This window comes from Neobacillus terrae (assembly GCF_011393025.1).
Classification (GTDB): Bacteria; Bacillota; Bacilli; order Bacillales; family Cytobacillaceae; genus Neobacillus_A; species Neobacillus_A terrae.
The window spans coordinates 1-26,820 of sequence record NZ_JAAOEO010000005.1; the positions used below are offsets into that span (position 1 = coordinate 1).

29 protein-coding genes and 3 pseudogenes are annotated in these 26,820 nt (G+C 35.8%); 5 read left to right on the plus strand and 27 right to left on the minus strand.

Annotated elements, in window-relative coordinates; all coding sequences use genetic code 11:
• Positions 1 to 1,181: 1,181 nt before the first annotated feature.
• The gene (locus tag G8761_RS08400) at positions 1,182 to 1,613 is read right to left on the minus strand and encodes a DUF4275 family protein (protein ID WP_166025565.1); all 432 of its coding nucleotides are present in this window, start codon (positions 1,611 to 1,613) and stop codon (positions 1,182 to 1,184) included.
• Positions 1,614 to 2,293: 680 nt separating this feature from the next.
• The gene (locus G8761_RS08405) at positions 2,294 to 3,151 is read right to left on the minus strand and encodes a MurR/RpiR family transcriptional regulator (RefSeq protein ID WP_166025567.1); all 858 of its coding nucleotides are present in this window, start codon (positions 3,149 to 3,151) and stop codon (positions 2,294 to 2,296) included.
• 276 nt (positions 3,152 to 3,427) lie between these two features.
• Here G8761_RS08405 and G8761_RS28015 point away from each other — a divergent pair.
• Positions 3,428 to 3,568: pseudogene (locus tag G8761_RS28015) on the plus strand (NAD(P)-dependent oxidoreductase); the annotation flags it as partial.
• A gap of 124 nt (positions 3,569 to 3,692) precedes the next feature.
• The gene (locus G8761_RS08410) at positions 3,693 to 4,670 is read left to right on the plus strand and encodes a Gfo/Idh/MocA family protein (RefSeq protein WP_166025569.1); all 978 of its coding nucleotides are present in this window, start codon (positions 3,693 to 3,695) and stop codon (positions 4,668 to 4,670) included.
• 336 nt (positions 4,671 to 5,006) lie between these two features.
• Here the strand turns inward: G8761_RS08410 and G8761_RS08415 are convergent, their stop codons facing one another.
• The 3 genes from G8761_RS08415 to G8761_RS08425 all read right to left on the minus strand — a co-directional run bounded on the left by G8761_RS08415 (position 5,007) and on the right by G8761_RS08425 (position 8,456).
• Complete coding sequence (locus tag G8761_RS08415; RefSeq protein WP_166025571.1) at positions 5,007 to 5,462, minus strand: GNAT family N-acetyltransferase; 456 nt, start codon at positions 5,460 to 5,462, stop codon at positions 5,007 to 5,009.
• Positions 5,463 to 5,839: 377 nt separating this feature from the next.
• Complete coding sequence (gene sstT, locus G8761_RS08420) at positions 5,840 to 7,078, minus strand: serine/threonine transporter SstT (protein WP_166025574.1); 1,239 nt, start codon at positions 7,076 to 7,078, stop codon at positions 5,840 to 5,842.
• A gap of 556 nt (positions 7,079 to 7,634) precedes the next feature.
• Positions 7,635 to 8,456: a beta-xylosidase family glycoside hydrolase gene (locus G8761_RS08425; protein ID WP_243449944.1), complete on the minus strand. Its 822-nt coding sequence runs from the start codon at positions 8,454 to 8,456 to the stop codon at positions 7,635 to 7,637.
• Between the two features lie 27 nt (positions 8,457 to 8,483).
• On the opposite strand from G8761_RS08425, the pseudogene G8761_RS08430 reads away from it, so the two are divergent.
• Positions 8,484 to 9,180, plus strand: a pseudogene (locus tag G8761_RS08430) (IS3 family transposase); the annotation flags it as partial.
• Between the two features lie 14 nt (positions 9,181 to 9,194).
• Here G8761_RS08430 and G8761_RS08435 read toward each other — a convergent pair.
• The 9 genes from G8761_RS08435 to G8761_RS08475 form a co-directional block, all read right to left on the minus strand.
• A complete protein-coding gene (locus G8761_RS08435; RefSeq protein ID WP_166025578.1) occupies positions 9,195 to 9,464 on the minus strand; it encodes an ArsR/SmtB family transcription factor in 270 nt (89 codons plus the stop codon).
• Between the two features lie 233 nt (positions 9,465 to 9,697).
• Positions 9,698 to 10,663: an oxygen-dependent tRNA uridine(34) hydroxylase TrhO gene (gene trhO / locus G8761_RS08440; RefSeq protein WP_166025580.1), complete on the minus strand. Its 966-nt coding sequence runs from the start codon at positions 10,661 to 10,663 to the stop codon at positions 9,698 to 9,700.
• A 196-nt stretch (positions 10,664 to 10,859) separates the two neighbouring features.
• The gene (locus G8761_RS28020) at positions 10,860 to 11,093 is read right to left on the minus strand and encodes a riboflavin kinase (protein WP_166025582.1); all 234 of its coding nucleotides are present in this window, start codon (positions 11,091 to 11,093) and stop codon (positions 10,860 to 10,862) included.
• Entirely contained in the window at positions 10,996 to 11,277 is a 282-nt protein-coding gene (locus G8761_RS08450; RefSeq protein WP_166025584.1) for a riboflavin kinase, read from the minus strand. Before G8761_RS08450 ends, G8761_RS28020 begins: the two co-directional genes overlap by 98 nt.
• A 96-nt stretch (positions 11,278 to 11,373) precedes the next feature.
• Positions 11,374 to 11,802, minus strand: a complete 429-nt coding sequence (locus G8761_RS08455; protein ID WP_166025586.1) for an adenylyltransferase/cytidyltransferase family protein — start codon at positions 11,800 to 11,802, stop codon at positions 11,374 to 11,376.
• A 69-nt stretch (positions 11,803 to 11,871) separates the two neighbouring features.
• Positions 11,872 to 12,438, minus strand: a complete 567-nt coding sequence (locus G8761_RS08460) for an NAD(P)H-dependent oxidoreductase (protein WP_166025588.1) — start codon at positions 12,436 to 12,438, stop codon at positions 11,872 to 11,874.
• Positions 12,439 to 12,450: 12 nt separating this feature from the next.
• Positions 12,451 to 13,509: an LLM class flavin-dependent oxidoreductase gene (locus G8761_RS08465; protein WP_166025590.1), complete on the minus strand. Its 1,059-nt coding sequence runs from the start codon at positions 13,507 to 13,509 to the stop codon at positions 12,451 to 12,453.
• A gap of 117 nt (positions 13,510 to 13,626) precedes the next feature.
• A complete protein-coding gene (locus G8761_RS08470; RefSeq protein ID WP_166025592.1) occupies positions 13,627 to 14,175 on the minus strand; it encodes an NADPH-dependent FMN reductase in 549 nt (182 codons plus the stop codon).
• A gap of 367 nt (positions 14,176 to 14,542) precedes the next feature.
• A complete protein-coding gene (locus tag G8761_RS08475) occupies positions 14,543 to 15,163 on the minus strand; it encodes a superoxide dismutase (protein ID WP_166025594.1) in 621 nt (206 codons plus the stop codon).
• A 173-nt stretch (positions 15,164 to 15,336) separates the two neighbouring features.
• Between G8761_RS08475 and G8761_RS08480 the strand changes: the two genes are divergently transcribed.
• On the plus strand, positions 15,337 to 15,969 hold the full coding sequence (locus G8761_RS08480; RefSeq protein ID WP_166025596.1) for a helix-turn-helix transcriptional regulator: 633 nt from the start codon (positions 15,337 to 15,339) through the stop codon (positions 15,967 to 15,969).
• A 34-nt stretch (positions 15,970 to 16,003) separates the two neighbouring features.
• Here G8761_RS08480 and G8761_RS08485 read toward each other — a convergent pair whose 3' ends face one another.
• The 3 genes from G8761_RS08485 to G8761_RS08495 all read right to left on the minus strand — a co-directional run bounded on the left by G8761_RS08485 (position 16,004) and on the right by G8761_RS08495 (position 17,089).
• Complete coding sequence (locus G8761_RS08485) at positions 16,004 to 16,480, minus strand: DUF1189 family protein (protein ID WP_166025598.1); 477 nt, start codon at positions 16,478 to 16,480, stop codon at positions 16,004 to 16,006.
• Positions 16,481 to 16,495: 15 nt separating this feature from the next.
• Entirely contained in the window at positions 16,496 to 16,741 is a 246-nt protein-coding gene (locus tag G8761_RS08490) for a YuzB family protein (protein ID WP_166025600.1), read from the minus strand.
• 126 nt (positions 16,742 to 16,867) lie between these two features.
• The gene (locus G8761_RS08495; RefSeq protein WP_166025602.1) at positions 16,868 to 17,089 is read right to left on the minus strand and encodes a hypothetical protein; all 222 of its coding nucleotides are present in this window, start codon (positions 17,087 to 17,089) and stop codon (positions 16,868 to 16,870) included.
• 706 nt (positions 17,090 to 17,795) lie between these two features.
• Here G8761_RS08495 and G8761_RS08500 point away from each other — a divergent pair.
• The gene (locus tag G8761_RS08500; protein ID WP_166025563.1) at positions 17,796 to 18,029 is read left to right on the plus strand and encodes a hypothetical protein; all 234 of its coding nucleotides are present in this window, start codon (positions 17,796 to 17,798) and stop codon (positions 18,027 to 18,029) included.
• Here the strand turns inward: G8761_RS08500 and G8761_RS08505 are convergent.
• From G8761_RS08505 to G8761_RS08545, 10 genes and pseudogenes are all read right to left on the minus strand, one after another.
• Positions 17,972 to 18,462: pseudogene (locus G8761_RS08505) on the minus strand (aldo/keto reductase); the annotation flags it as partial. The gene G8761_RS08500 and the pseudogene G8761_RS08505 sit on opposite strands and share 58 nt — an antisense overlap.
• A 487-nt stretch (positions 18,463 to 18,949) precedes the next feature.
• Positions 18,950 to 19,786, minus strand: coding sequence for an STAS domain-containing protein (locus G8761_RS08510; protein WP_166025603.1), 837 nt, complete (start codon positions 19,784 to 19,786; stop codon positions 18,950 to 18,952).
• 304 nt (positions 19,787 to 20,090) lie between these two features.
• Entirely contained in the window at positions 20,091 to 20,957 is an 867-nt protein-coding gene (locus G8761_RS08515) for a proline iminopeptidase-family hydrolase (protein WP_207789165.1), read from the minus strand.
• A 29-nt stretch (positions 20,958 to 20,986) separates the two neighbouring features.
• The gene (locus tag G8761_RS08520; RefSeq protein ID WP_243449945.1) at positions 20,987 to 22,531 is read right to left on the minus strand and encodes a DUF4145 domain-containing protein; all 1,545 of its coding nucleotides are present in this window, start codon (positions 22,529 to 22,531) and stop codon (positions 20,987 to 20,989) included.
• Between the two features lie 38 nt (positions 22,532 to 22,569).
• On the minus strand, positions 22,570 to 23,106 hold the full coding sequence (locus G8761_RS08525) for a 2'-5' RNA ligase family protein (protein WP_166025605.1): 537 nt from the start codon (positions 23,104 to 23,106) through the stop codon (positions 22,570 to 22,572).
• A 371-nt stretch (positions 23,107 to 23,477) separates the two neighbouring features.
• On the minus strand, positions 23,478 to 23,564 hold the full coding sequence (locus tag G8761_RS28025; protein ID WP_420800240.1) for a putative holin-like toxin: 87 nt from the start codon (positions 23,562 to 23,564) through the stop codon (positions 23,478 to 23,480).
• A gap of 318 nt (positions 23,565 to 23,882) precedes the next feature.
• Positions 23,883 to 24,572 carry a CPBP family intramembrane glutamic endopeptidase gene (locus tag G8761_RS08530; RefSeq protein ID WP_166025606.1) on the minus strand — a complete coding sequence of 230 codons (690 nt, stop codon included), beginning with the start codon at positions 24,570 to 24,572 and terminating at the stop codon, positions 23,883 to 23,885.
• A gap of 289 nt (positions 24,573 to 24,861) precedes the next feature.
• A complete protein-coding gene (locus tag G8761_RS08535) occupies positions 24,862 to 25,026 on the minus strand; it encodes a hypothetical protein (protein WP_166025608.1) in 165 nt (54 codons plus the stop codon).
• 17 nt (positions 25,027 to 25,043) lie between these two features.
• Positions 25,044 to 26,111, minus strand: coding sequence for a hypothetical protein (locus tag G8761_RS08540; RefSeq protein ID WP_166025610.1), 1,068 nt, complete (start codon positions 26,109 to 26,111; stop codon positions 25,044 to 25,046).
• Positions 26,112 to 26,777 carry a hypothetical protein gene (locus tag G8761_RS08545; protein ID WP_243449946.1) on the minus strand — a complete coding sequence of 222 codons (666 nt, stop codon included), beginning with the start codon at positions 26,775 to 26,777 and terminating at the stop codon, positions 26,112 to 26,114. It lies immediately after the preceding gene.
• Positions 26,778 to 26,820: the final 43 nt, after the last annotated feature.

The window sequence follows — 26,820 nt, forward strand, 5'->3', positions numbered from 1 at the left end:
ACTAAGAAGACTCGAAAGTTTAGGCTATATAGTCACTCTACAAGAACCTAAAGCATCTTAATCCAGTCCACTTTTCTTCAATAGATTATGAATTGGGCGCTCTCCCCTTTTTTAAAAACGAATGAGCTGCGTCTTATTTTAGTATTGCCTTTTTTCCTTTTAATAGAAGTTAATTTTCATGGTAGTTTAAGTGCATCCTTTTACAATCATATAATCCTTAGTGGACTAATGTATCCAGTAGTGTAAACAAACGGCTTTAATTAATTGGTGTTCTCTAACAGAGGAGATACAGCCTTTTAGTTTAAAAAAGTCTGATAAGTCGATTAGAATTTTCATTTTGGAGGTAATTAGTTAAAAATGGAGGTGAATCTATGATTCCAAAAAAACTTCTGCTTTGGCTAGGTCTTGTTGGAGGTTTATTATTACTATTAATAACTTTCTCTTTCCATTATAAGGATTTTGATATCTTAGGATCTCCTTTAAGTTTATGGTCAATTATCCTTACCTTCATTTTTGTAATAATTTGTTTTCTAATCCGAGCTGCCTTTTCGATTAAGGAAAACAAAATTTTGGCGTTCGCATCAATTATAGTGTCACTGGTGTTCATTTATCCTTTATATTTAGTTATTAAATTGTTTATCCTAGAGAGATGAAGACAGGAAGGTAGTAGAACAACATAAATAGTTCGAGTTAAATGCTCGTATATCTGAGGTAATTAGTTATTATTCGGGGTGAGACAAAAAATGAATATTAACTTTAAGTATTTATTGATTATATCTGTAGTTTTATCCTTGATCTTTCTTCCTGTACTCCCCATAAAAGAATGGATTTACTTTTTCCTTTTATTTAATCTATTGTTTTTTATGATTGGAACAATTACTAAAAAAGTTAAGTCAGTATGGTTTGCCTTTGCTACTTCTTTCTTTTTGGCTCTGTTATTTACTTATTTAATTAATACTATTACTACTATAAAAATACCCTATTTTATAATCTTAATATTCGGTGCCGTTTACTCCGTCTTTGGTATAATAGCTACATTACAAAAAAGGGAATAAGTTTTGAAAGCCCTAAAAATAAGCCTCAACTTCTTTAACTAACCTGCCCCGTTAGTCGAATAAGTGAAAAACAGCAAATTATATCCAAATCATATGCTCTTGCACCTGTTAGTGAAACAACCTTTTTCATTTAACGCTAAAATATGGACCACACCATCCTGTTTCGTGGGTTTGTATGTAAGTCCAGTTAAATCCTTTATCTACAATATAAATATCTTGTTCATTTATAAGGTCATCAGTATTTAACATAGAGGTATTTTCTAGAAAAAGAGCATAATCCGAATGTTGATAAAATACATAACAATTATCTTTTGGTTGATTATTGAATGCGGCTTTAGCTCTTTCTCCTTCCAAACAATCCTTCTTCTCATAACTAAACAAGTGCCACAAATAGCCACTATAACTTCCAGTATCAAATAGGTATATTGATTTCTTATCTTTATTACTTAAATGATTAGCAAAATTATTCTCCCATTGCTTTCGTAAATAAGGTCCCCATTTTGGAATTTCAGTTATTTTTATTTTTTTGGCTTTAAGTCCACCATATAGGTCATTCAATTTTGCCCCTCCCTAAATAAAGTGATATTCTCCATAATATATGAAAACCCTTCTTCAAGTAACCTGCTCTTTATTTCAATAAAAAAAACGGGATCGCCGCAGCCACCCCGTTATTCAATATAAGCTACCCATTAGTTGAACAAGCATTTTTCTATTTACCAGAATATTCACTTGTCTTCTCCAAACTCTACTATATCTATCGAGCTTTAATTATGTTATGATTGATTTAATAACTTTGTTTGGGAACTTTGAGACTTCTCTTAGTCATCCTCCCCTATAAAAGAAGGGAGACTAAGACAAAATGACCTTAAACCACATAGAAACAATGTTAAAAACCATACAACAGTACAGTAATTCTGAAATAACATTAACTTTCAAAAACAAGGAACAGGTTCCTGTGTTGTTAGTATGCTACCTAAACCAGTGTTTTCAATTAACCTATTTGGATAATCACACTATAGAAACTTATGATGATATTTTACTTACAGTTTTAGCTATTGATAGAGCTGTGCGAACTTACATACAAGAAGCCTCTAAATAATTTAGAGGTTTTTTATTTTGTTTTAATATTGATTCTATTAATGACCTCATAAATGATTATGGCTTTTCTTTGCACTTCTTTCACTAACCTGCCCATTAGTCGAATAAGCCGAATAAGTCAGTAAACTCATTGAGTAATATTAATCCAACTCCCATTTTCTAAATGCCTTTTCCTTTTGTTTTAGATTATTGAGGTTTTTGGTGTATTCCTTGGCATAAATAATTGAAAATAGTGTGTCTAGGATATATTCAAAGGATATTTGTGAAGAAAAGGTCCCTACTTTAAAAAAGTCATATTCGTCATAAGGAACCTCTAATGTCAATTCACACAATTTAGACATAGTGGATTCCGAATTACCAGTTAAAAGTATAGTAGGGATTTTCATTGAAGCTAAATATTTTAATATTTTTAAGTGGGCAACCGAACTACCAGCATAACTAATAAAAATGGCACAGTCTGTTTTTTCCAAGTTTAATGCATTCCATGTTGCTTCCCCATACTCATCAGCGATGATCAGGTGTTTATTAATTTTTATAAACTTGTTTTGAAAGCTACGAGCACGAATCTGAGAGTCTCCATTTCCAAAAAGATAAATTCTGTTTGCGTTTCTAACAATATCTACAGCTTTATTTAATTGATTCTTATCTAGTTTCACTAAAGTCTTTCTGATTGATTCTATTGTCAAGTCAGCCATTTTCTTTCCAATGTCTATTGAACTGTCAGATGGCAGAAAAGGAAAATTAGGATCAACATGTGCAAATGCATGTTTATTACTTTGAATTTCATGGATTAATGCTATTTTAAAATTTCTATAACCTGAGAAACCTAACTTCTGACTAAGTCTAATAATTGCAGAGTGAGAGGAAAATGTGTTTTCTGCAAGCTCCTGAATAAACATATTTGGAACATCTTCTAAGTTTATTAATATATAATCAGCAATCCTTATTTCAGTATCAGTAAAGCCCTGCTTTTGTTCAAGTTTCTTTAATAAAGTCATTTCTTCCTCCATTTTATCTGACGATAAGTAATTATTTTATTTATCAGATACGACATGAACTGTACAAAATAATTACTCAATATTATTTGATCATAATTCTGACAGAAATGCTCGTCAACAACATTAAAATGAGCACCTTTTCAAACATTATGTTCAGTCTAGTATCAACAATTCTAAGTATTGTTGAAAATAAGGTCCAATCTGATATAAAAGCATTCCCAAACCACATCACTTTAAATATAATCAAGCTACAAAAGAGAATTGGAGGAATTTTTTATGTTAACAATTACCTATATCGGAAACGGAAAAAGTACCAACCGTTATCACTTACCTTTTTCATTAATAAATTAAGACATTCATGTGAAAACCATTTATTCACGTCAAGATAACAGTATTTGGCAGAAGGAATCAGGAGTTAATTAAAAAAAAATAGTAAAAGATCAAGAAACCATTCAACAAATAGAAATTCTTGAAGAAGGTATTAACAAAATTGAAGTTTACGAAAAAGTTATTTGCATAACAAAGAATGAGGTGAATTAAATTGAAACTCGCAATACTAGGTTCTGGAAAAATTGTTGCTGATTTTTTAACTATAGCTGGGGATTTACCCGATACAGAATTAATAGCCATCTTTGGTACTAACGGAAGTATACCAAAAATGGAAGTGATGAAAAACGAATATGGAATTGGAAAAATATATACCGACTATGAAGAATGTTTACAGGATTCGGATATTGATACCGTGTATGTTGCACTACCCAATCATCTTCATTATTCTTTTTCTAAAAATGCTTTATTAAGAGGAAAAAATGTAATATGTGAAAAACCATTTACAATAAAGTTCAGTGAGTTTACTGAGCTAAGAAATATTGCTAAAGAAAATAATTTAATATTAATTGAAGCAATTACGACACAATATTTATCCAATTACATATCAATTAAAGAATCCATTCATGCCCTTGGAGATTTAAAGATAATCGAGTGTAATTATTCTCAATATTCATCTCGATATGATGCTTTTAAAAAGGGAGAAATCTTGCCGGCTTTTAACCCAAAAGCAGGAGGAGGTGCATTAATGGATATCAATATTTACAATATCCATTTTGTGGTTGGAATTTTAGGAAAGCCTAATTCAGTAACTTATCTTGCAAACGTTGAAAGGGATATAGATACATCTGGTATTCTTGTTTTAAACTATCCAACCTGTAAAGTAGCTTGTATTGGTGCAAAGGACTCGACAGCACCAATACGTACTCTAATTCAAGGCGATAAAGGTTCCATTGTATTAAATGGATCAGCGAACGTTTGTGATTTCTTTGAGTTGAATATGAATGGAGAGGATAGCCGAATCATTGATAATAAAGTCCATCCACACAGAATGTTTGAAGAAATTTATGAGTTTGAAAAAATGATCAAGGAAAATGATTATACCAAAGCCAATTATATGTTAGAACAGAGCCAAATTGTGATGGAAGTTGTCGAGGAAGCATTACTTGATGCTGGAATTAAGTTAGGTTAATTGAAACTCCTTAGTTATCTAGTTAAAATCAAAAAAAACTTGCAGAATTAACTACCGGCAAGTTTTTTTTTCTATTCTCTAGTGCCTGGACCTCTTCACTATAGAACGTGTTTTATCCTTTTTTCAGGTTCAAGTTGTTGACTACTATAACTTTATGAATTGGCTAGCCATTTTCTAAAAAGTGGATTAGAAGCCTTCTTGACTAACCTGCCCTTTAAGTACATTAAGAAAAAGATGCTGCCGCAGCAACATCAATACTCAACATAAGCACCCGTTACTTTAAGTACATTATTTCACAAAAAAAAAGCCCCGTTTGAAAAGGGCAAGATATTTACTTCATAATACTTTTGTCATAAAAACACTATTGGGGTCGTCTTTGTAATCTGAAAAAGGATTACAATATTGAAACCCGAAACTTTCATATAGCCTTTTAGCAGGTTCAAAAGCATTCGTTGAACCTGTTTCCAAACTTAACCTATAATAACCACGTCTTTTGGCTTCCTCCATTATGTGGTCAAGCATTCGTTTTGCAACACCTTTTCTTTGATGTTTAGTTGCAGTTCGCATTGACTTAATTTCTCCGTGTTGTGGCTCAAGCTCTTTTAGTGCACCACAACCGAGTAATTCATTTCCTTCCCACACACTCCAGAAAGTAATCTCTGGTCTCCGTAATTCATCAAGATTTAGTGCGTGTATGCTTTCTAGTGGAGAAATTAATGACATACCTAAAAGATGTTCCCTAATCAAGTTAGTAATTCCAGTTCCCGTTAAATCATCGATTTTGATTTCCATTAGACCCCTCCTTATCCTTGTCACTATAATTTATAGTCCTAAAAATAATTTTTCAACAATTTTGGAAGGTTATCTTACAATTAAAATCAATCTCCTTACTTTACCTCCTTTTCTTGTTGAACTATCCTGCCAGTTAGTGCAATAAGGTTCATTTCTAATTTTACAATACAACCCCTCTTAACAAGAATAAAAGCAGTGCGATTTCGTATGTGAAATCCACTGCTTTTATTCTCGTTTTTATATATGCGTTTTCCTATGTGGGTACTCCAAAAGAGAATGCTTTGTATAATACCGGGGTCACCTGTTAGCAGCATAAGCTCTTTTTATAGCTGTGCGAACGGGGGTACATATCACTGAGATACAAGAGCTTCCTTCTTTTATGATGCTTTTTGGATTTGAACCGTCTTTCCTTCTTTACGCCACTTCTTATATTCAGCAGTTGCAGTGAAAAGAACGTCTGTGGATGAGTTAAGGGCGGTTTCAAATGAGTCTTGTAAAACGCCGATGATAAAGCCTACTCCTACTACTTGCATCGCAACATCAGCTGGGATTCCAAATAAGCTGCAAGCTAAAGGAATCAGCAATAGTGAACCGCCCGCAACCCCTGAAGCACCGCAAGCACATACAGCTGATAGTAAGCTTAGAATGATCGCTGTAGGGATATCCACATGAATGCCAAGTGTATGAACCGCTGCAAGTGTCAGCACTGAGATCGTAACCGCGGCACCAGCCATATTAATGGTTGCACCAAGCGGAATAGATACAGAATAAGAATCTTTATCTAATTTTAAATCTTCGCATAGTCTCATATTCACAGGAATATTTGCTGCTGAGCTACGTGTAAAGAATGCTGTAATACCACTTTCCTTTAGACATTTAAATACAAGCGGGTATGGATTTTGGCGAATATTTACAAACACAATGATTGGATTGACAACAAAGGCCACGAAGATCATGGATCCAAGTAAGACAACAAGTAATTTCCCATAACTTAGTAATGAGTTGATTCCATTCGTGGTTATGGAGTCAATCACGAGACCCATGATTCCAAATGGTGCCAACCTGATGACCCATGTAACCATTTTGGATATGGCATCTGAAAAATTAGAAATCAATGTTTTTGTGGTATCAGAGGCATTTTTTAACGCCAAACCAAGAAGGACTGCCCAAGCTAAAATACCGATGTAGTTCGCATTATAGATAGCTTTCACAGGGTTATCGACAACGTTCATTAGTAATGATTTGAGAACTTCTACCACACCGCCAGGAGCGGTCACATCCTGTGCGCTCTTGGCAAGCGATATGCTGACAGGAAAAATAAAAGATACAATAACGGCAAATAGACCAGCTAAAAAGGTTCCTAATAAATAAAGGAAGAGAATGGATTTCATATTCGTTTGGTGACCTTTTTTGTGTTGTGCGATCGCTGACATAACCAAGAAGAGTACTAATACTGGAGCGATGGCTTTTAAAGCACCTACAAATAAAGAACCTAAAATGACAACAGGTTTTGCTACTTCAGGAATCGTTACAGCCAGGATAATACCAATTATCAATCCAGCAATGATTTGTTTTACCAAACTGATTTGATTCCATTTTTTCAAAAAGCTTTTCATAAATAGTCTCCCCCATGTATGTAAAATTTTTTTATGGAAAAACATTATTCAATTAAGTTATGAAGTTTCCTATTTTAACAAAGTGTATCTCTTTATAAATAGGAATTTCAACTTTTTTTATAAGGAGGATAACCATTTATATAACTTATCTATCAATCGAATATTATCAATGAATAGAATTATAATGAATTTTTTGATATTTTACAATAGTGACCACTTTGTAAAAATAGATCTTTTTTAAATGTAAACGGTTAATAATAAAGTAAAGAATGGAAAAATAAAAAAAGACGGACAATGCTTGTTTTTAATTAACTGCTTAAATGCCGTAACAATCGTATGTACAAAATATCTGCAATTTTTAAACCATCTAATCAGCATTCTATCAGCCCATATATGGACAAGTTTGAATACTGGTAAACTTCAAAAACATATTACCCTTTTTGTTTTAACACATAATCGGTAAAATGAGGAGAATGAAAAAGAGACGGAACAAATCCGTCTCAACCACCTTAATCAAGCAATACCTTTTTGATCTTTTCTTTAGTTTATACTAGTGTTAGTTCTTATGAATACGAAAGTAATCGAATTTGGCTGGTATATGTCTTCCGCTTACAGGAGAGATGGCAAACAAGCCAATCTGTTCATTGCCATAAGAGGCGTCAAATGGGATACCCACAGGCCTCCATTGCTCTCCATCACCACTAACAAAGAAAGTATACATTGTACCTTGCTTTCTTATTTTTAAATACACATCGTCCCCGATATCATTTGGAGATTGACCTGAGAAGTAACGCCCTTCCGATTCCATCGCAGTTTCAAACATTTTCCTGTCCGTAAAGACAAAGGATAGCTTCATATAGTTATCCGGTCCATTCCACGCAACAAGACCTGCCTGTTCAAATCCACGTTCAGGACTGAAATTTAACTTTGTTGGAATCTCATAATCTCCCTTTGGCGCCTGACGCAGAAAATAATTCAGCGGTTGATTGCGTTCTTGATAGGTATCAGAATCCTGAGTTGTAATGGTTAAGAAACCTTTGTTCTTTGTGAGTGACCAGAAGTCCTTATTCTCCTGTCCAGGACCTGGACCGACCATCCACTCTTTTCCCAGAATCGGGTCGTTAAAATGATCCATCATAGGACCCACTTTCCCAAGAGAAAGTCCGCTGTCTGTTATATATGAAACCGGTTTGGTTCCAGGGAACACATCAAGACTGTCATACTCCACATAGCCTACTTTTTTCGTAAAACATATTTTATTTTCCCCTGAATTCAAATAAACATTCGCTGTAGAAATGCCCCAATTGTTCCATCCGGAATTGACGGTATAGAAGTTGGTTGCACTTCCCCCATTCACTTGGAGGGAATCCAGAGCCAATCTCCTATCCCGGTTTCCCGTACGGGCCGGAAAGGCTCGTGTTCGATTAAAATGATTTTGGAAAATGAATTTGACATTTATTTTAGCAGAAAAAAGATACAAAGAATTATGAAAAAGTATGGGATTGTTTGCCTTCACTGGAAGTCAAACACTTATAAAAAAAAGGCCAAAGCAACAAAAGAACATCAGGTTGTTCCTAACAAGTTAAACAGAGAATTTAAGGAAGGGATTCCAGGAAAAGTATTATTAACGGATATTACATATTTACCATATAAAGGAAATAATATGGCTTATTTGTCAACAATAAAAGATGCCTCCACTAATGAGATTTTAGCTTATCATGTTTCAGATAGGATCACTTTAGATATCGCAACCACAACCATTGATAAATTAATGAGTAATAAGAAAATCAGCCTACACCCTGAAGCATTTATTCATTCAATTCAAGGAAGCGATTATACAAGCCTTCGATATCAAAAACTGTTAAAAGAATACGGGTTAGGCCAATCTATGTTCAGGCGGGGAAACTGTGGGGATAATGCCACGCAGGAGTCCTTTTTTGGTCATTTAAAAGATGAGGTAGAATATCAATCTTGTAAGACATTAAAAGAATTAACGGCGAAAATAAATCATTACATGGTTTACTATAACAATTATCGTTATCCATGGAATTTAAAAAAGATGACCCCCAATTCAATATAGGAATCATCTTCTAGCTGCTTAACTCTTTTTTTTATATCACGTGGGTGCCAGTTCACACCGGTCATGTACCTGTTGAAGTTGTACGGCATTAAGAAAATTCCTTCTATATTTCCCTTCTCGTCTAACCACTACCAAGTTTGCTTCTTCCAGAATATTTAGGTGTTTCATAATGGCGTACCGGGTGATATGAGGAAAACATTCATTTAATTCACCGGTTGTTTTAGGTGAATCCTTGAGTATATCGAGAATTTCCCTTCGAATAGGCTGGCCTAAAGCTTTAAATACTAAGGAAAGCTCTTCTTCCATTAAATCCTTCCTTTCGTATAAGTTATCAAACACGATAACATGTGGCTAAAGGTAACATGTTAATCAAGTCGAGTCAAACTGATCCCATTTTGCAAAATAGTATTCATGATTTGATATGTAAAAAAACAGCATACTTCCCTGGGGAAAGAATGCCCGTCAATAAATAGGCTTGACCAGCTAATTCTGGCTGCCCTTATTTATGTTTTTTATCTTAGAGTAAAAGAACAAAAACCCTAACCTATTTTCACTGTATCTTTTTCTAAGTCCTTTAATCTTTCTGCAACTTGTTCTTCTGTTAAACCTTGTTCTGCTACATATCTGTTTCTTGGGTGTACTCTGCATTCATGTGTGCATCCACGCAAATATTTATGCTCATTCTCTTCTGAACATAAAATTTGTTTATTACACTCAGGATTTGCACAGTTTACATATCTTTCACAAGGTTCACCTGTAAAGTAATCCTTTCCGACAATCACATGTTCAGTTCTGTTAACTGGAACGCTAATCCGTGAATCAAACACATAGAGTTGTCCATCCCACAATTTACCCATTGCTTCTGGATCTTTACCATAGGTAACGATTCCACCGTGGAGTTGGGATACGTCTTCAAAGCCTTCCTTCACTAACCATCCGGAAAACTTCTCGCATCGAATACCTCCTGTACAATATGTCAGGATTTTTTTACCTTCGAACTGCTCTTTATTTTCTCGAATCCATTCAGGCAATTCACGGAAATTCGTAATGTCAGGTTTTATCGCTCCTCTAAAATGACCTAAATCGTATTCATAGTCATTTCTTGCATCAATGATGACTGTGTCCGGATCTTGCATAGCCTCATAGAACGTTGCCGGTTCCAGATGTTTACCTGTTACCATTAAAGGATTAATATCATCTTCTAAACGAAGCGTAACAAGTTCTTTTCGGTACCGCACATGCATTTTCTTGAAAGCGTGGGCATCTTCTTCATCCACTTTAAACACCATTTCTGCAAAACGTGGATCTTCATTCATTGCTTTCATATATTTTTCAGTTGCTTCAATTGTACCTGATACTGTTCCGTTAATTCCTTCATCTGCTACAAGAATACGGCCTTTAAGACCTAACTCTTTGCAAAAGTTTAAATGCTCACGTGCAAATTCTTCTCCGTTCTCTATCGGAACATACATGTAATACAATAAAACACGGAATTGTTTTTCCATTATCTTTTCACCTGCGCTTTTATATTGGTATAATATATAGACTAAAAAGGATTTTTTATAAGTGAATGATATTTTTATACCCAAAGGTATAAAATACCTAGATATTATACCAATAAAACTTAAAAATTTCAAACTCATTTTTGTTAAACAGATGGTGTTAATAATTCAATTATGATCACAGCATCCTGTTCTATTATTATTCAATACCTAATATATTCTTTGCCTGGGCCTTATCTGCTTCCATCAGTTGAATAAGAGAATCTAATCCTGTAAATTTTATTTCTTCCCTTAAGTATCGTAAAAAGGAAACTGTTACTGATTTCCCATATAAATCACCGGTAAAATCGATAAGATAAGCTTCTATTAAATATACCTCCCCGCTCCACAGTAGGACGGTATCCTGCGCTAATAAGAACGTGCCAAAACTCATTTCCGCTTCCTTCAATCTTAATTTCAGCTGTTCCTATATAAACACCAGGTTTCGGAAAAACATATGTATCTACATCGCCTAAATTTATAGTTGGAAAACCAAGGGTTCTTCCTAAAGCTTCTCCATGGATAACTTCACCTGTAATAGTGTAGGCTCTTCCCAACAGTGCTGCAGCAGCCTCCATTCTTCCCTCCTTTATAAGGGATCGAATATCATTGCTGCTAATCACCTTTCCATTTTGCTTTATTAAAGGAACAACTGTAACGGGAATATTGATACTCTAACAAAGTTCAGCTAGATCTGATACGGAACCTTCCCGGCCTTTTCCAAAGTGGAAATCGTCTCCAATTATAATTCTTTTAACCTGCAGCCTGGAAATATGCTCTAGAAAAAATTCGCGCGCTGTTATGTCCGCATATTCCTTTGTAAAGGCGATGTTATAGATTCGTTCAACACCGAACTGTTTAAGAACTCTTGCCTTTTCTTTTTCTGGTGTCATTTTATTCTTATATTCTTTGTCTTCCCTTAAAATCCAGCGTGGATGATCTGAAAAGCTCATAACCGCAAGAGTCTCGTTTTCATTTTTCAGCTCTCTGGCCTTGTGAAGGATAGCTTGATGTCCAAGATGAATTCCATCAAATTTTCCAATCAATAAAATTAAAGGGATATCATCTCTGGGAGGTTTTGATGTAATTTCAATGATCTCCAATGAATATCTTCCTTTCATCCATAAAAGTTTCGAACGGAAAGCAGGTGGAATAAGGATCCTTAGTTGCTTTTAGAAATCGTATTTTGCCTCTTTTTCCTCTCGAAGCTTCGTAAGGGTCTCCGTTAACAAAACCGTATCTTCAACAAGACGTTCAATTCTAAAAAGGACATCATCATTTACAATTTGTTTGTTATGGAAATCCTTTTCCTCAATAAATACATAAGTCTGAACAATTTGGCCTTTCATATAAGAAACAATTGGCTTAAGCTGTTGTTCAACTACCAGATAGTGTTTGGCAGAACCTGCTGTTACAAGAATGCTTACCACTTTATCACGAAAGGCGCTCACAGGCAGCAGGTCGAAAATGTTTTTTAAAGTAGCTGGAATTGATGCCTGAAAAATAGGTGTTCCGATCACAAGCGCATCAGCCTCCATGATTGTTTTTGTCACGTATCCAGTATCACCTTCGTATTCCAAGTAATTTCTTCCATCACTAAACTGAAGATTATATTCTGCAAGGTCGATCAGTGTAAACTGTGCTTCTGGAAGTTTTTCAGAGATTTCCCTGGATAAGCAGTTCATTGCGGTTCTCGTCTTAGATCCTACTATGGAGCCGGATATTCCAACTATCTTCACGATGTTCTCCTCCTATTTTTTTGCTGTATATTTCCTTATTGCAGGTAAAATTTCGGTGCCGATAATTTCAATATTCTTCATTAATCGATCAAATGGCATACCGCCAAAATCCATTTGTGCGAGATAACGCTGATGACCGAAAAGCTCATATTGATACAAGATTTTCTCGATGATTTGCTGCGAGCTTCCTACGTTAATAACACTGCGTTTATCTGCAGCCTGAGCGAAAGCCTGTTTTGGAAAGCCTTGTCCATTTGTTAGTACCATTCCTTCATTAATATATGGATACATCTCTCTCATGGCTTCTTGTGACGTTTCTGCTGCAAAGAAAAATCCTGTTGTTCCAACTGGTAAAGCAGACGGGTCAAAACCATTGTTCCTCGCTGTTTCCCTGTACGCTTCTATTATATTTTTATAGATGCCTGCAGGGCCTCCAAGAGCTGCAAGCATCATCGGAACGCCTGCATAACCCGCCTTCATAGCACTGGATGATGTACCTCCAACCGCGCGCCAAATGGGAAGTGAACCGTTTTTTGGCCGGGGCAGAATTTCTGCATTTTTTAATGGCTCACGGTAATTTCCACTCCAATTAACGATTTCTTCTTCATTGATTTTAAGCAGCAAATCAAACTTTTCTTCGAACAGCGCTTCATAATCACTAAGGTTATAGCCTAATAGATGATATAGCCCAACACGGGACGCCCGGCCGGCGATAATCTCTGCACGTCCATCTGAAATCAAATCAATTGTGGCAAAATCCTCGTACACACGTACTGGATCTGAAGTACTAATGATTGTCGAAGAGCTTCCGATCTTAATGTTTTTTGTCGCCTGGGCTATAGCAGATAAAACAACTGAATGGGCCTGAGTGACAAAGTAATCCTGATGGCTCTCTCCCACACTAAAAAAGTCAATACCTGCCTGCTCAGCATGCTGGGCCAATTCAATAATTTCCTTTATCCGCTGCTGAGCCGAAATGCGTTTTCCGGTTTTTGGGTCGGGAATATGATCTCCTAAAGTATATAGGCCAAATTCAAGCCCTTTGCTCGTATCGATTCGATATTTTTCCATATAATTAAGCATCCTTTATGTAATTTTATTTTTATTGCCGCCGATCATCTCACTTGATGCAATAGCTAAGGATGTAAATTTTTTTACAAATCGCAAAAACCAAATAGCTTTATGGTATTAATTTTTATCTCTCCCACTTAGACTTTTTTGCAAAAAAATCATTTCATCCGCTAATAATCTTATACGATTATTAACTTCTGGATTGGTGATTTCGTTATTTTCATTAAAGTCATTATTGTGGACAAAAACATTGGCTGATGGAACGACACCTTTTAAGTAGGTTAGGATTGGTTTAAGCTGGAATTCCTGAACAAGAAAGTGCTTATCAGTTCCAGCTGTTGTGATCATTCCGGTCACCTTGTTTTTAAAAACATCCATTGGCATGTGGTCAAACAAATTTTTTAAAGCCCCAGGAATCGATGCTTGATAAATCGGTGTACCAATGACAAGGAAGTCAGCTGTTGACACTGTATTAACCACCTTTACGGTGTCATTGTTGTAATAGCTTAGCGGCGTCCCTTTCACAAATTCCACTTCATAATCCTTTAAATCAATAAGTTCAATTTCAATCGATGGATCAATAGCCTTAGCTGCCTGCAATACTTCAAAGACAGCCTTTGACGTTTTAGAACCGATCAGCGAGCCTGAGACACCAACAAGTTTCATTGCCTTTTCCTCCTTTTAAATAGGACATCCTCAATTTTTTCCTATGTGCTATTCCCTTTTATTTCATTTTATTGTGGTATTCCCACTATGTAGACAAATAGTTGAATTTATTAATGGGGACAAATATGTAAGCCTCGAACGTCTAGTGAACAAATCTTAATGACCCAAGCGACTTTTTTCCCTGGCACACTGGCTCGTGGAAAAATCTTAGGGAACCCAAGCCACTTTTATCTATAAAAGCCATCTCGTGGACAAATCGTAAGCAACCGGTGAGAGATTTGTACCTCTACCCAGTCTCGCCGATTTTTTTACCCTAAAATCCTTACCTAAAAAATAAGGTGCCAAAAAGGCACCTTATCACATACCATTATTTTTGTGCACTCTCATACTTTTCTGTTACAGCATCCCAGTTGATGATGTTAAAGAAGCTGGCAATATAGTCAGGTCTTCTATTTTGGTAATTTAGATAATATGCATGCTCCCAAACATCAAGGCCAAGTACAGCAGTCTTGCCTTCCATAATCGGGTTATCCTGGTTTGGTGTGCTTGTTACCTCTAACTTGCCGTTTTCACCAGCAACGAGCCATGCCCAGCCGGATCCGAAACGTGTTGTGGCAGCTGCTGAGAATTCCTTTTTAAAGCTGTCAAAGCTTCCGAATGATTCATTGATCGCTGCTTCAAGCTTGCCTGAAGGAGCGTTGTTTTCTTTAGCTGGAGCAATGACTTCCCAGAACAGGCTGTGGTTCAGGTGACCGCCCCCATTGTTTCTTACAGCATTTCGAACCGCTTCTGGAACAGCATCAAGGTTTGAAAGAAGTTCTTCCAAGGATTTTTCCTGAAGTTCAGGCTTTCCTTCTAGAACAGCATTCAGGTTGTTTACATATGTCTGATGGTGTTTGCCATAGTGAATCTCCATGGTGGCCTTGTCAATATAAGGCTCCAAAGCATCAAAATCATAATTTAAAGCTGGAACTGAATATGTAGTCATTTTTTTGTCCCCCTATAATATTTTTATACCAATTAGTATAATTAGTACATTTAAATAGTAATAGATGTAATTCTAGAAATCAAATAATTACGCTCTGATTTTTAATATTTTATACTTTATGGTATAATTAATGTGTAACTTTATAATTTCTTCTCCTCAAGTGGAGGTATAATATGAATGCTATAACCAAGAGCACGAAAGAGAAAATTCTTGATTTGCTAAAAAAGGAAGAACAGATGACGGTTAATGATTTGACACATCGCCTTGAGATTACCCATATGGCTGTACGAAAGCACCTTAACAGCCTTGAAAAGGACGGTCTTATTGCTTCGAAGACAATCAAGCAGCCCATGGGAAGGCCGCTCCAATTATATACTCTCTCCAATAAGGCACAATCCCATTTTCCGAAAAACTACGAGGGCATCAGCGTTGAGTTCCTTCATGATATTAAGGAAATTCATGGTGAAGAGTCAGTCGAGCTTTTATTTAAAAAAAGAGAAGACCGCCTCACACGTGAGTACAGCAAAAGACTAGGTAATAAATCTACCGTTCAAGAGAAGCTTCATGAACTGACCGATATCCAAAACGAAAAAGGATATATGGCTGAGCTCACTCGGGTGGATGAGAACACCTTCGAACTGACAGAGTATAACTGTCCAATATTCTCTGTCGCTAAAGAATATAAAGTCGCTTGCCGCTGTGAGACCGAGCTCTTTAAAAATATTCTCGGTACGGAACGGATCAACAGAAGCTGCTGCCAAACAGATGGCTACAGTCACTGCAAGTTTCTTTTTCAAATAAATTGAGGAGCATACCCGGTATGCTCCTCTTTTCTTTTATTCATTTCCCTACCCTGCTTTTCGGATAGCCTCTAATCATTCTAATAATGTTAACAGCAAACAGGAAAAAAATAATCAATGCGTTAATGGTATTTGACCCCAAAAAAATTTGGGCAAGGACGGCAGCAATTATTGGTTTAGTCAAAGCAAAAATGGTCATTTTCCAAAGAAACTGAAGCTTTAACTTTCTCTTTAAAGGTTTACTGAATACCAGGCCGCAAAATGATAGAAAGGTGATTCCCACCAATCCATAGAGTAACATAAAAAATGGATATAAAATAAGCACCTGGGTGATATAAAGACTTTGGTTTTCCTGATTGGTATGTAAAAGCAAGTTTATTTCCAAAGGAAGAAGAATTACGGTCATGAGTATGAAAAAGTAAAGGATCGCTTTTTTCATATCATATTTGTTCAACCGTAAGACAGCTTCCTTTTTTGGAAATAACATGGAATATTTCAATATATTCATATATTTCATGGCTTCGTCCCTTTATTAAGCATAGACAGCCAATTCAGCTTCTATTTGCTCTTTAATGAGCTCCAGGCATTCCTCGGAAGTTTTGGCGAATATTCTCTTGCCGTTAACGATGGCATACGGCCTTTTCGCACACATTCCGCAAAAGGAAAGGCAGCTGTTTTCAATTACTGCCACTTCCGGATATTCTGTTTCCAAAATTTCAGCTAAAGGAATCTCCGTAATAAGGCTGCCATCACAAAATTCTACAACAACAATTCCCATTGCACTTTCCCTCCTTGTCTTGCGATTCAAAAAGTTCTTAGAGAGCTGAAACAATAAGTTTCAGCTTCTTTCCTTCGTGCTTTACCAGGAAGTCAATGATATCATCATCTTCTATAAAAAAATCATTCACATATTTCGTACCCCTGTGAAAGTTTTGAGTCCCTTCATAGAAAAATACCTCAGCAGTTCCCATGTATGTTTGGGAAAAACAGAATCACAGCCAATGTTCAAATGAACCATCTTACCATATAAAAAACTAAAAAGTTTTGAGACAGGCTCTCCATCAATGAGTACAACCTCTGATCCTTTATTCTGCTGGACGGTAATAAGTCCTTGTATTTCTTTCATATGTCTTCCTCTATGTGCGACAAAGTTATTTTTTATACTCATAGGTATAAAAACACGTAACTATTACACCATATTTTTAGATGAAATTCAATAATAATGTTCTGTGCAGTATCGCGGACATTTTGGTGGCTGATATAAAGATAAATGGCTTCGAAAAGCGGTCTCACAGACATTTCGGTGGGTGATAGAACGGGAATTGTCCTCGAAAGGCAGTCTTCCGGACATTTCTATTGCTGATAGAACGGGAAATGGCAACAGTCTTTACATAAGAATTAGAAGAGTGACACAAATTTATGTCACTCTTCTAAAAATGGTACGAATTACGGTGCTTTTTCACTCTAAATGCGACCTAAAACACCGTCATATCAACAAAAAAGGCAGTCCGATTCAAATACGAAAAGGACTGCAAATTAGTTTGTGATTTAATGATTTATACTCGAAAACTGAACTCGTAGAATAAGGGGCAATTTTTTCGTGTTCGATTTTCGGGGTATTTCTATGGACCGCTTCAACGGTTTTTTTATCGTTTGGGAAATTATAGATTTTCACCTTGTGGATATCTCCGAACTAGGTTATTGTAATCCAACTCCAGCGCCCAGCCCCTCGGGGTCATAAGCCAAATCACTTCAGAAATCAGGACAAGGAACGCTTCGGAAGAATCCGCATCGCACGAAGGAAAAGCTTTAGCTTTTTCGAGGATGACTACGTGATTCGTCTTATGCCTGTTGGAGGCCCACAGGACAAGGAAAACTTCGGCAGCTTAAGCATCGCACGAAGAAAAAGCATTTGCTTTTTCGAGGATGTGGGTCAGGAAGGCGTTGCCACAGGACGTGGCGATTTTAGCCTTTCATCCTCTAACCAGGGCGCTTGCGCCTTTTGTTCTTATGATTTAAAAATCTGGCTGATTTCTTTAACTTCCTCATCCGTTAAATGCACTTGAAGAGTTTTTAAATTATTTAACACCTGGTCAGCATGCTTTGCCCCTGGAATGATAACATCAATGGCGTCGTGAGTCAGGTACCACGCAAGAACGACATGGGCAACTTCGGCCCCCTTATGATTAGCGATTTTTCGAATTTGTTCACTTTCTCTAAGGTCTGTTCAAACAATTCCTTTTGGAAAAACTTGCCGCGCTTTTCAGACAGGTTGGTATTTTTATCATACTTTCCGGTCAATAAACCAGAAGCCAGCGGGAAAAAAGGGACAAACGAAATCTGATGCTCTGTAACATATGGGAACAATTCCTTCTCCGCATCACGGCTAAGTAAGTTATACTCCCCTTGATACACATCCACATATCCGTCTTTGTTGGCTTCCTTCAATTGTTCGATGGAAAAATTAGAAACACCGATTGCCCGGATTTTTCCCTCATCCCATTGCGTAAAAGGATTTCGAACCGTCATTTCCCCAGGGGATTATCAAATACTCTACCAGGACATTTTAAGATTTGGGCATTTCTACTTGTTTCAATAGTACTTACACTATCAGTGCTAAGAATCCATAAAAGAGCATTTCCTCTCTAAATCATGCATTCTTTTCCTGTTTCGTGCATTTCCTCTCTAAATCATGCATTCTTTTCCTAATTTCGTGCATTTCCTCTTTGAAATCGTGCATTATTTTCCCAATTTCGTGCATTACCTCTTTGAAATCGTGCATTCTTTACCTAAAGAATAAAGGTGTGAAAAACAAAACCTCCTCAAGAAATGATTGAGGAGGTTTTAACGAACATTTTTAATTAAAACTCTGAACAAAATTGCTCATAATTCAAAATGGACAAATGGATCCCTTAAAATAAATCAAATGACCATTCAATGTTTATAATGAATGAACCTTTTTATAATTGATTAGAAGTATATGTTATTATTTTATAACTTCTATCGCTTTTAAAACAGATCCATACGTCTTAATCGATGAAAAGTCGATTCCGGCACTAATAGATTTTGTTGCTAAATCGGGACGAATACCAGTAAAAACCATATTTACTCCCAACAATCGAAGAACATCATTTATTTTAAATAACTGACTTGCAACATATGTATCAATAGTAACAATTCCGGAAAAATCCATAATAAGGTATGCAAGCTTTAATCGAGAAATTTCGGGTACAACCCAATTAAAAATATGTTCAACTCTTTCAGATTCAACGTTTCCTATTAAAGGAAGAACAGCAATACCATCATGGATAGGTACAATAGGAGCCGATAATGCATCTATTGCTTTTTGTTTTTTAATTAACTCTTTTCCTCTTTCATCAATGACACTATCGGTCTGTCGCTCGAAAGCAAGTATGGTCTCAGTAACGGTTATATCGAGCATATAGTTAACACGTTTATTTATTTCAGCAGATTCTTCAAAGGTAAGTCCATGCTCTAAAGAAACCTTTGTGATTTGGTCTATAAGACCCAATCTAATTTGAGGATAACGCCCGATTACTCCTGAAATTCTGCCCCTGTGCGCCGCTGAACGTTCTCCACTTTTTTGACTCATTTTTAAAAAACCTTCTGGTACTTCATATTCATTTAATGTTATGCCTTCAGCCGATAATGTGATGAACTCAGTGTAAACACTGTAGTAATACTCTAATTCTTCTTGAGAAAGTACGATCCCAAGTCTTTGGACAATATCATCAACGACTTTAACTGCTAATGAATCAGCATGTTCAGTTAGATAATCAGCAACCACTGAAAATGATTTCATAATTCTCCCCCCATCCTTTCTTTCATTTCGATTATATCCTTTATTTTTTAAAATGAATATTTTTAATCATATTGTTAGAATATCCATTTTCTAAATTATATTTACTTTAATCCTTCTACATCTTAACTTCCTTCTTTAATCCTATATCACCCTATGTCCATAAATAGATGTCAAATGTTAAGTCAAAAATCTAATAAGAAGTTTAAATGCCAATGAAAATAAAGAAAAAGACATGTGCAAAATCACACGTCTACTCTTTAGGCATTTATAAAGAAATTACCTGATACGGCCCATTAATATTGTTTTACTCAACACTCTTTAAGAAATCTCCTATAACTCTCAAATATTCTTCCGTTTCCTCCACATATGGCATATGTGCGCTGTGTTCAAATACATGAAAATTTGAATTCGGAGTCAGGCTGCTATAATACTCGGTTGATTCCGGAGTGGCTTCATCATACCGGCCGCATGTGTAAAGGGTTGAAAAGGATATCTCTTTAAGTTGGGAGGTACAGTCAAAGGTTTTAAGATTGCCCATTACCGTAAATTCAGAAGGACCCCACATGATCTCATATACTTCTGGGTTCCTATACTTTCTTCCCTCTTTCAGCCATTCAGGGTATGGATCTAATCGGCAAACAAAATTCTTATTGAACTCCTCGATTGCCTTTTTGAATTCTTCCGAATCCGTTGTGCCATTTTCCTCACAGCGGGTAATGGTTTCCTGAACGTCTTCTGGCAGCTTTTCAATATTCCTTTTTTGGTCCTGTTCCCATAGCGGAGCACTAAGACATGGACTTGAGAAGATAATACTCTTAACTCCGCTTGGCTGGGTCAGTGCATATGCCGCAGCAAGTGTTGTTCCCCATGAATGGCCAAGGATATGCACCTCATCAAGTTTAAGAGCTTCTCTAATCTGGCCAAGCTCCTCCACAAACCGTTCAATCCTCCATAACGACTCATCCTTTGGACGGTCAGACCTTCCGCAGCCCAACTGATCATACAGGATAACAGGTCTGTCTTTACTTAGTTCTTTTAGTCCCTGGAGCGAATAGCTTGATGAACCTGGACCTCCATGCAATACAATAACAGGTGTTCCGCTGGCATCTTTATTATGTAATTCATACCAGATCTTTCCCCCTGTTACATTTACAAAGCCTTCTTCTCGCATAATCTTTCCCCCTTATTCTATAAAAGCTCTTATTCAGCTTTTAAAAGCGGTATATCTACTTCTACGCCAAGCTTTTTGAAGATTTTCTCGAGTGTTTCTAATCCGGATTTCGGATTGATTTTAGTCTCAAGATAATAGATTTCCCCGGTTAACTCTGACTTATAGGTATGCATTTGGACAAAATGCCTGTTATCCTTATGAATTGGTTCAAGTGCAATAGCATATCGTTTTCCGCCGTCAGTTGAACCCAGTATAATTCCCTCTTTTACAAGATCATACAAAGCTAAATTTTTAGCTTCCATCCAATTCAACGCTTCCTTCCATATGGATGGAACACTTTCACCCCGAATGACAGTCTTTACATCTCCAAAAGTAACCTTTACATAAAGAGAGTCCCACTTTTTATAGCTTTTACGCTGTTCTTCCGTAGGCTGTTCTGCTTCGGTTACGGCTTCGGATGTTTCCATCACTTTTGATTTGATCTGTTCAAACAGCTTTTCAATTGTACCTACGCCGACATTATCATATTTAGCTAGAGTAACCAGTTCGTTTGGCAGCTGGCCAACGGTTTTGATCTGATTCTCATTCAGCTGTCTTAACAGTCCTGGAATTCCTGTGAATTCATCTGCAGTAAGAGATACTTTTGAAAGTTCTTCTGTCACCACGATGTTGTCTGCTTTATAGAAGAAAAATAATTCTCCCTGGCGTTTTAAGGTAAGGTTTCTGCGTGTCTTTTCTTCTTCTATAAAGATTTTCAGTTCATCGAAAAACTGCTCATCGTTCTTTTCAGTGTAACGTTTCACTTTCTTATGAAGTCCCTCTAGATTGCTTGGCAGCTCACTCATGATTCGTGCTTCCTGCTCAGCACCTAGTCTAATAAGGAAGGTTTCCGATTTTTCAAAACGCTGAGGCAGCAAAAAAGCATCCCGAAGGAAATACGGAACATCCAGCTTTCGGCCTTTGTATGTAATTGTGCGAATTGGAGTAAAACCTGGGGTTTCCTGAACCTCAATTATTGGAGCTTCTACAGCTGCAGCTACCTCTTGTTGTGCAGGAAGTTCAGCAGATTTTTCAACTTGATTTTTCAACAGCTCCTCAAGTCCCTTAAGCCTTACTTCAAGCTCCGTCATATCGAATACTTTTTCAGTCTGAGGCGACGGATCCTGATATTCAGGAACAGTCACTTCTACCGGCCCATAAACCTCAACATACCATTTTACAATGCTATAAAGAGCTTCCCAGGATAACAGAGCTTCCGAAAACCTGAACATACGTGAATCATGTGCTGCCTGATTTCCTAGTCTCCTCACCAAATGAAGGTCATCACGGATCTCAGGAATCAAATAGCCATTATCATTTAAAAGGTCGAGTCTTTCTTTTAAAGAAGTACGTGGATCTTCCGTAATTTTTTCAGCTTGTACAACCTGCTGCAGTATGTTCTCTACAAAAACCCTGGAATGAGTAAGCATCGTCCTTGGACTTGAAAAAATACTATTCTCTAATTCTTTTGCCAGCAGCGCCAGTTCCTTTGAAATCGGTTCTAAAAATTGATAGAAATAGTTTTTGTCATTCATATATACTCCCCCAAATTGCAGTCACCTTTACTACTATTTTATCTATTTAATAGTGGGATATCTATGTATTTTATATATTTGTTTGTCTCAACTTCTTGGTAGATTCTTATAAAACTAACCTCAAATGAGGGATAAGGGCTTAATTCGGTTTCCGTAACTTTTGCCATATTTTTTAATTCATTGCTTGTTAAGCCCCAATATGTTTGGCCAAGTGTTAAGTGAGGCTCGTAAAGATCGAGTTCCATATACTTTTTTATTAAATCATTATTTGGAGAAATAGTTTTTACAAGTTTTCTATGAAGTTCAAATATTTCTTCCGACTCAACACTTAAAAATAACACACTTTCCCCAAAAAACATTGGTTTATTTAAAGTCACACTGAACGGAGCGGTATCTTCACAAATCTTCTTCACATCACTAATCCAGCTTTTGTCTGGTGTTAAACCACCTTGAGCCTTTATTGTGATATGCGGCTCCACAACATGGACAAGAGAATTATTCTTCCATTGTTGTTGTAGCTCTAATATTCTTTTTTTATAATCTTCAGGTGGCACAACACCAATAAAATATTGCATTTTTTCTTTCCCCTATTATGCGTAATTGATACAAATATTCTCTTTTGAAATGAAATTTCCTTCTTTCACTTGGCTAAACATTAAGTTGAGTTACTTGCAAAACTATTACATTGCCTAACTTCTCCATGCATGTCTCACTTGGAATACATATTCATTATTTAAAAAAACTTACACTGTTTCTATATCTATCCCATACTAAAATTTTTAATAGTTTCTTTTTAAAAATTATTGGTTATAATAAGATATATATTGAATAAACTAAAAAAGACCAAACATGGATGGCATGTTCGGTCCAGCAATAGACGGTTCCCATTAAGGGGGTCGGCAATTAGGCAGAATAATCCACCAGGAGCCTCTAACTCAAGGGTGGATTATTTTTTATGGTTGAGAAATGACAGAATCGCAATAATTAAACTAGCAAAAGATATTGCGAGCATTAAAGCTTGAAACACTGTCATACGGCATCACCCCCTTTCTGTTTGGGAGTGTGCCGACCACCCTTGAGATCCTATTCTATTGCAATATAAGTATACCATTTCTAGGTCTAAACAAGAACGTATGTTTCGCATTTTTTATTTGTGTAAAATAAGAAGAAATTTATGTGAAAGATGAAAGACTTAATCCCTTATCAAAATAACATACGACTTAAGGCAAAATTAATCTACCTTTCCCCCTTGGACTATAGGGAACAGGCAGCTTCGGTAAAATGCCGAATTCGGATAGTAAATTGGCAATAGAAAAAGCAGTGGATTTCGTATCCATCTGCTTTTTTTAATTCACATTAATTTTTCAACCTCTTGGTGAATAATCTCAGGATTCTTATTCTTACCTTTTGTCATCAAGAAGAAACGTGCATCAATAATAATGTGTATTATTATTGGAAATAAAAGAGAATCTGTCATTACATATACTCTTGCAAATACAAAACCAAGAAAACTTGTTAACAAAAATCCTTTCCACCCCTGATAAATATGTCCAAATCCGAAAATTAAGGCGGATAACACTAAAATTATGGGTAAAGATAGATCAAAAGGTAGACTTTGTAAATAAAATATTATTAATCCACGATAAATAATTTCTTCGCAAATACCCGCTGTTGCACTTAAAACCAAACCCCAATTTCGTTCTTTACTGTTTGCCGGTGCCAAGAAGCTAATACTTTCCATTTGCTTTTCCATTCTTTTTTTATAAAAAGGGAGTCTAAATAAAACCAACAATAAAAATAGGACACCTATAAGAAATCCACTAAACACACCTAATAATTTTGAAGTGTTTTCATTTGGAAGTTTCAATCCAAACTCTGTCCATGATACTGAAAAAGCGGCTGCCCCGATCAAGATTAAAAAAGTCAAAAACCATTCACTTGTTATAATAAATAAAAAATAAGCTCTTTTGTCTTCCCAATTACCCGATTTTTTTACTTTTTTTGTGTGTTTAATATCTTGAAGCGGGTATACGAATAGCAAAAAAATAAGAATAATTCCTCCAAAAATTAAAATAACATTCTCCCCTTTATATGGTAAATATTTCTTTGAAATTATAATCTATTTTATTTAAAAAAACGATAGAAAAAAATAGATTATTATATTTTTTATAGAAAAGTGCAAAATCTAATTTTTGATAAATGAAATAGAATATGTTCTCATCTTCAACCGAACCTTTAGAACGAATCACCCTTTTTATTATCTTATTAATCTATACCTTCCACCCACTTTCAACTCTTTCAAGTCTCCTGCATTCTTCCTTAACAGTTGATTAGGAATTTCCTCCATATAATTCTGGGACGATGTCGACCATAGCAGTACCAACATCCTTCCGTGAATCATTTAAATTCTTTAACAGCCAATCTCTTACTTCTTGTATGCTGCCTTCGCCACCTAATTTAGTTAAAGCATAAATAATCACTTCATTATGATTCAATTCAAGTCCTCCTATTTTTATTCTTTAACAGAAGCTGCTGTTTCTAATGAAACTGGGCTGTGTAAATAATATCTAACAACCTTTGTAGAACTCATCCCACTGGGTGTATCTTTGATTATTGTCCATGAATAACCAGGTATGGACATCATCGCATTACAAACAGGCGGCAGCCTTTGGCTAAGACCTAATTCCTTATGTATATCTCCCGACCGTAAATCAAGAAATTCTTCCCCTTCATTTTTTGCTTCATATAGAAGAGAAAGAATATATCTTCTTATTTTTTCGGTTAATCCGGTCATGATCGGTCTCCGATTTAAAGTTTGAGGAGAATCTACTATATTCTTTTCTTTTTCCAAAGACCTCCAATGGTTGGAAAATTCGTTAATATTAATAAGTTCATCTTTATATAATTCAATATTATCCATCATGTACCCAATCTGCCAAAAATACATATCAATTAGTTTCATAGGAGTATACTGAACACCTTCTGAACTAAACAGCTTTTTAAGTTCTGAGAACTCCCCAAAATACATGTTATAAAAATTAGCAAGTTCTCTTAATGATTGTTCATTACACTGCGAATTGATACCGAATAAAACTAAAGCATCTTTAAAATATCGATCATAAGCTGGTACATTTCCGTATATTCCAAGTATGATTTTAGATGCCAGTGTATCTGTGACATTTATGATTGTTTTTTCTCCATATACCTCTTTGATATTATCTAGATAAGCTCTCTTTGTATCATTAATAAGATTATTAATACCTTTGATATCCTCTTCGCCAATTTTTTCTTTCTGGCTTTGATCTAAATACTTCCTGTATTCAGGATTCATAACTACATTTTTTAAAAAATAAGAATGAACGGTATAATCTTTTTGAAGTAAAAAAGAACTACCCCGTAACATACCCCAGCTAGCAAGGTAAAATGCCAAGTGTAAACTTGCGTGGTCAAATACAATCTCTTCACTTAGTTTATTGGTATTTTTAAGAAAAAAGTTATAACAGTGTTCCCAGGATTTGAATCTATGGTGTTTATCAATAACCGATAAGGAATGATATTTTAAAATGATTTCTCTTATCATTTACTTGCTTCCTTCCAATATGCTACCTTGGGATTTTTCCTTTTCCTCTTCAAAAGCAGTATATTCTTCGTCAAAGCACATAAGCCAATAACGATAATCATCAATTTTACAAACAGCATTTCTTGTTTCATGGAGGCCTTTGGGTGTAAAACTGTATGCACGGACCCTTTCCACATTAAAGTCTGGATCCACATACCTGTATACCATGAGTGCATTTGATTTTTGCGAAAGATTTTTTTCAATAACTAAATTATTAAGGTAAGCAATCCTATCTGCTGATTCGATAAACTGTATGCCGATTACATTGTGAGGAATAAAACCTTCCTCTGTTAAAGAGAACAATTTTTCTATGGTATCAACATCATTGTTCCAATTATTTTCCCTCTCTAAATGAAGGGCCAGGTATAAGTAGTTTTCATCATCCACCCTGGCATCCCACTTCCACAATGCCAGATCCATTGGTCTAGAACGCCCCATAGACTGATCAAACTTGGAATCTTCCACAAAAGAATCAAACCCGAGCATTTCTCCTAAATTAGCAAAATAATCTATCTCTCTTTTTGTGAACATTGAACGGTTATGTAATTGAGTTAAATTCATTCTTCTGTAATTCCTAACGTAACCCTCAAAAAACTGTATTAAATTAAAATATTGCTTCTCCATCATGAACGCCCTCTTTACCAATTAATAATTTGATCCATTTTTAATG

Excerpts from the sequence above, each read along its gene's own strand:
- G8761_RS08405 (WP_166025567.1), bottom strand. The coding sequence starts at position 3,151 with ATGACTTTATTAAAGAAACTTGAACAAAAGCAGGGCTTTACTGATACT.
- G8761_RS08415 (WP_166025571.1), bottom strand. The coding sequence starts at position 5,462 with ATGGAAATCAAAATCGATGATTTAACGGGAACTGGAATTACTAACTTG.
- sstT (WP_166025574.1), bottom strand. The coding sequence starts at position 7,078 with ATGAAAAGCTTTTTGAAAAAATGGAATCAAATCAGTTTGGTAAAACAA.
- G8761_RS08435 (WP_166025578.1), bottom strand. The coding sequence starts at position 9,464 with ATGGAAGAAGAGCTTTCCTTAGTATTTAAAGCTTTAGGCCAGCCTATT.
- trhO (WP_166025580.1), bottom strand. The coding sequence starts at position 10,663 with ATGGAAAAACAATTCCGTGTTTTATTGTATTACATGTATGTTCCGATA.
- G8761_RS28020 (WP_166025582.1), bottom strand. The coding sequence starts at position 11,093 with ATGAGTTTTGGCACGTTCTTATTAGCGCAGGATACCGTCCTACTGTGG.
- G8761_RS08450 (WP_166025584.1), bottom strand. The coding sequence starts at position 11,277 with ATGGAGGCTGCTGCAGCACTGTTGGGAAGAGCCTACACTATTACAGGT.
- G8761_RS08465 (WP_166025590.1), bottom strand. The coding sequence starts at position 13,509 with ATGGAAAAATATCGAATCGATACGAGCAAAGGGCTTGAATTTGGCCTA.
- G8761_RS08470 (WP_166025592.1), bottom strand. The coding sequence starts at position 14,175 with ATGAAACTTGTTGGTGTCTCAGGCTCGCTGATCGGTTCTAAAACGTCA.
- G8761_RS08475 (WP_166025594.1), bottom strand. The coding sequence starts at position 15,163 with ATGACTACATATTCAGTTCCAGCTTTAAATTATGATTTTGATGCTTTG.
- G8761_RS08480 (WP_166025596.1), top strand. The coding sequence starts at position 15,337 with ATGAATGCTATAACCAAGAGCACGAAAGAGAAAATTCTTGATTTGCTA.
- G8761_RS08485 (WP_166025598.1), bottom strand. The coding sequence starts at position 16,480 with ATGAAATATATGAATATATTGAAATATTCCATGTTATTTCCAAAAAAG.
- G8761_RS08490 (WP_166025600.1), bottom strand. The coding sequence starts at position 16,741 with ATGGGAATTGTTGTTGTAGAATTTTGTGATGGCAGCCTTATTACGGAG.
- G8761_RS08495 (WP_166025602.1), bottom strand. The coding sequence starts at position 17,089 with ATGAAAGAAATACAAGGACTTATTACCGTCCAGCAGAATAAAGGATCA.
- G8761_RS08510 (WP_166025603.1), bottom strand. The coding sequence starts at position 19,786 with ATGAAATCATTTTCAGTGGTTGCTGATTATCTAACTGAACATGCTGAT.
- G8761_RS08515 (WP_207789165.1), bottom strand. The coding sequence starts at position 20,957 with ATGCGAGAAGAAGGCTTTGTAAATGTAACAGGGGGAAAGATCTGGTAT.
- G8761_RS08520 (WP_243449945.1), bottom strand. The coding sequence starts at position 22,531 with ATGAATGACAAAAACTATTTCTATCAATTTTTAGAACCGATTTCAAAG.
- G8761_RS08525 (WP_166025605.1), bottom strand. The coding sequence starts at position 23,106 with ATGCAATATTTTATTGGTGTTGTGCCACCTGAAGATTATAAAAAAAGA.
- G8761_RS28025 (WP_420800240.1), bottom strand. The coding sequence starts at position 23,564 with ATGACAGTGTTTCAAGCTTTAATGCTCGCAATATCTTTTGCTAGTTTA.
- G8761_RS08540 (WP_166025610.1), bottom strand. The coding sequence starts at position 26,111 with ATGATAAGAGAAATCATTTTAAAATATCATTCCTTATCGGTTATTGAT.
- G8761_RS08545 (WP_243449946.1), bottom strand. The coding sequence starts at position 26,777 with ATGATGGAGAAGCAATATTTTAATTTAATACAGTTTTTTGAGGGTTAC.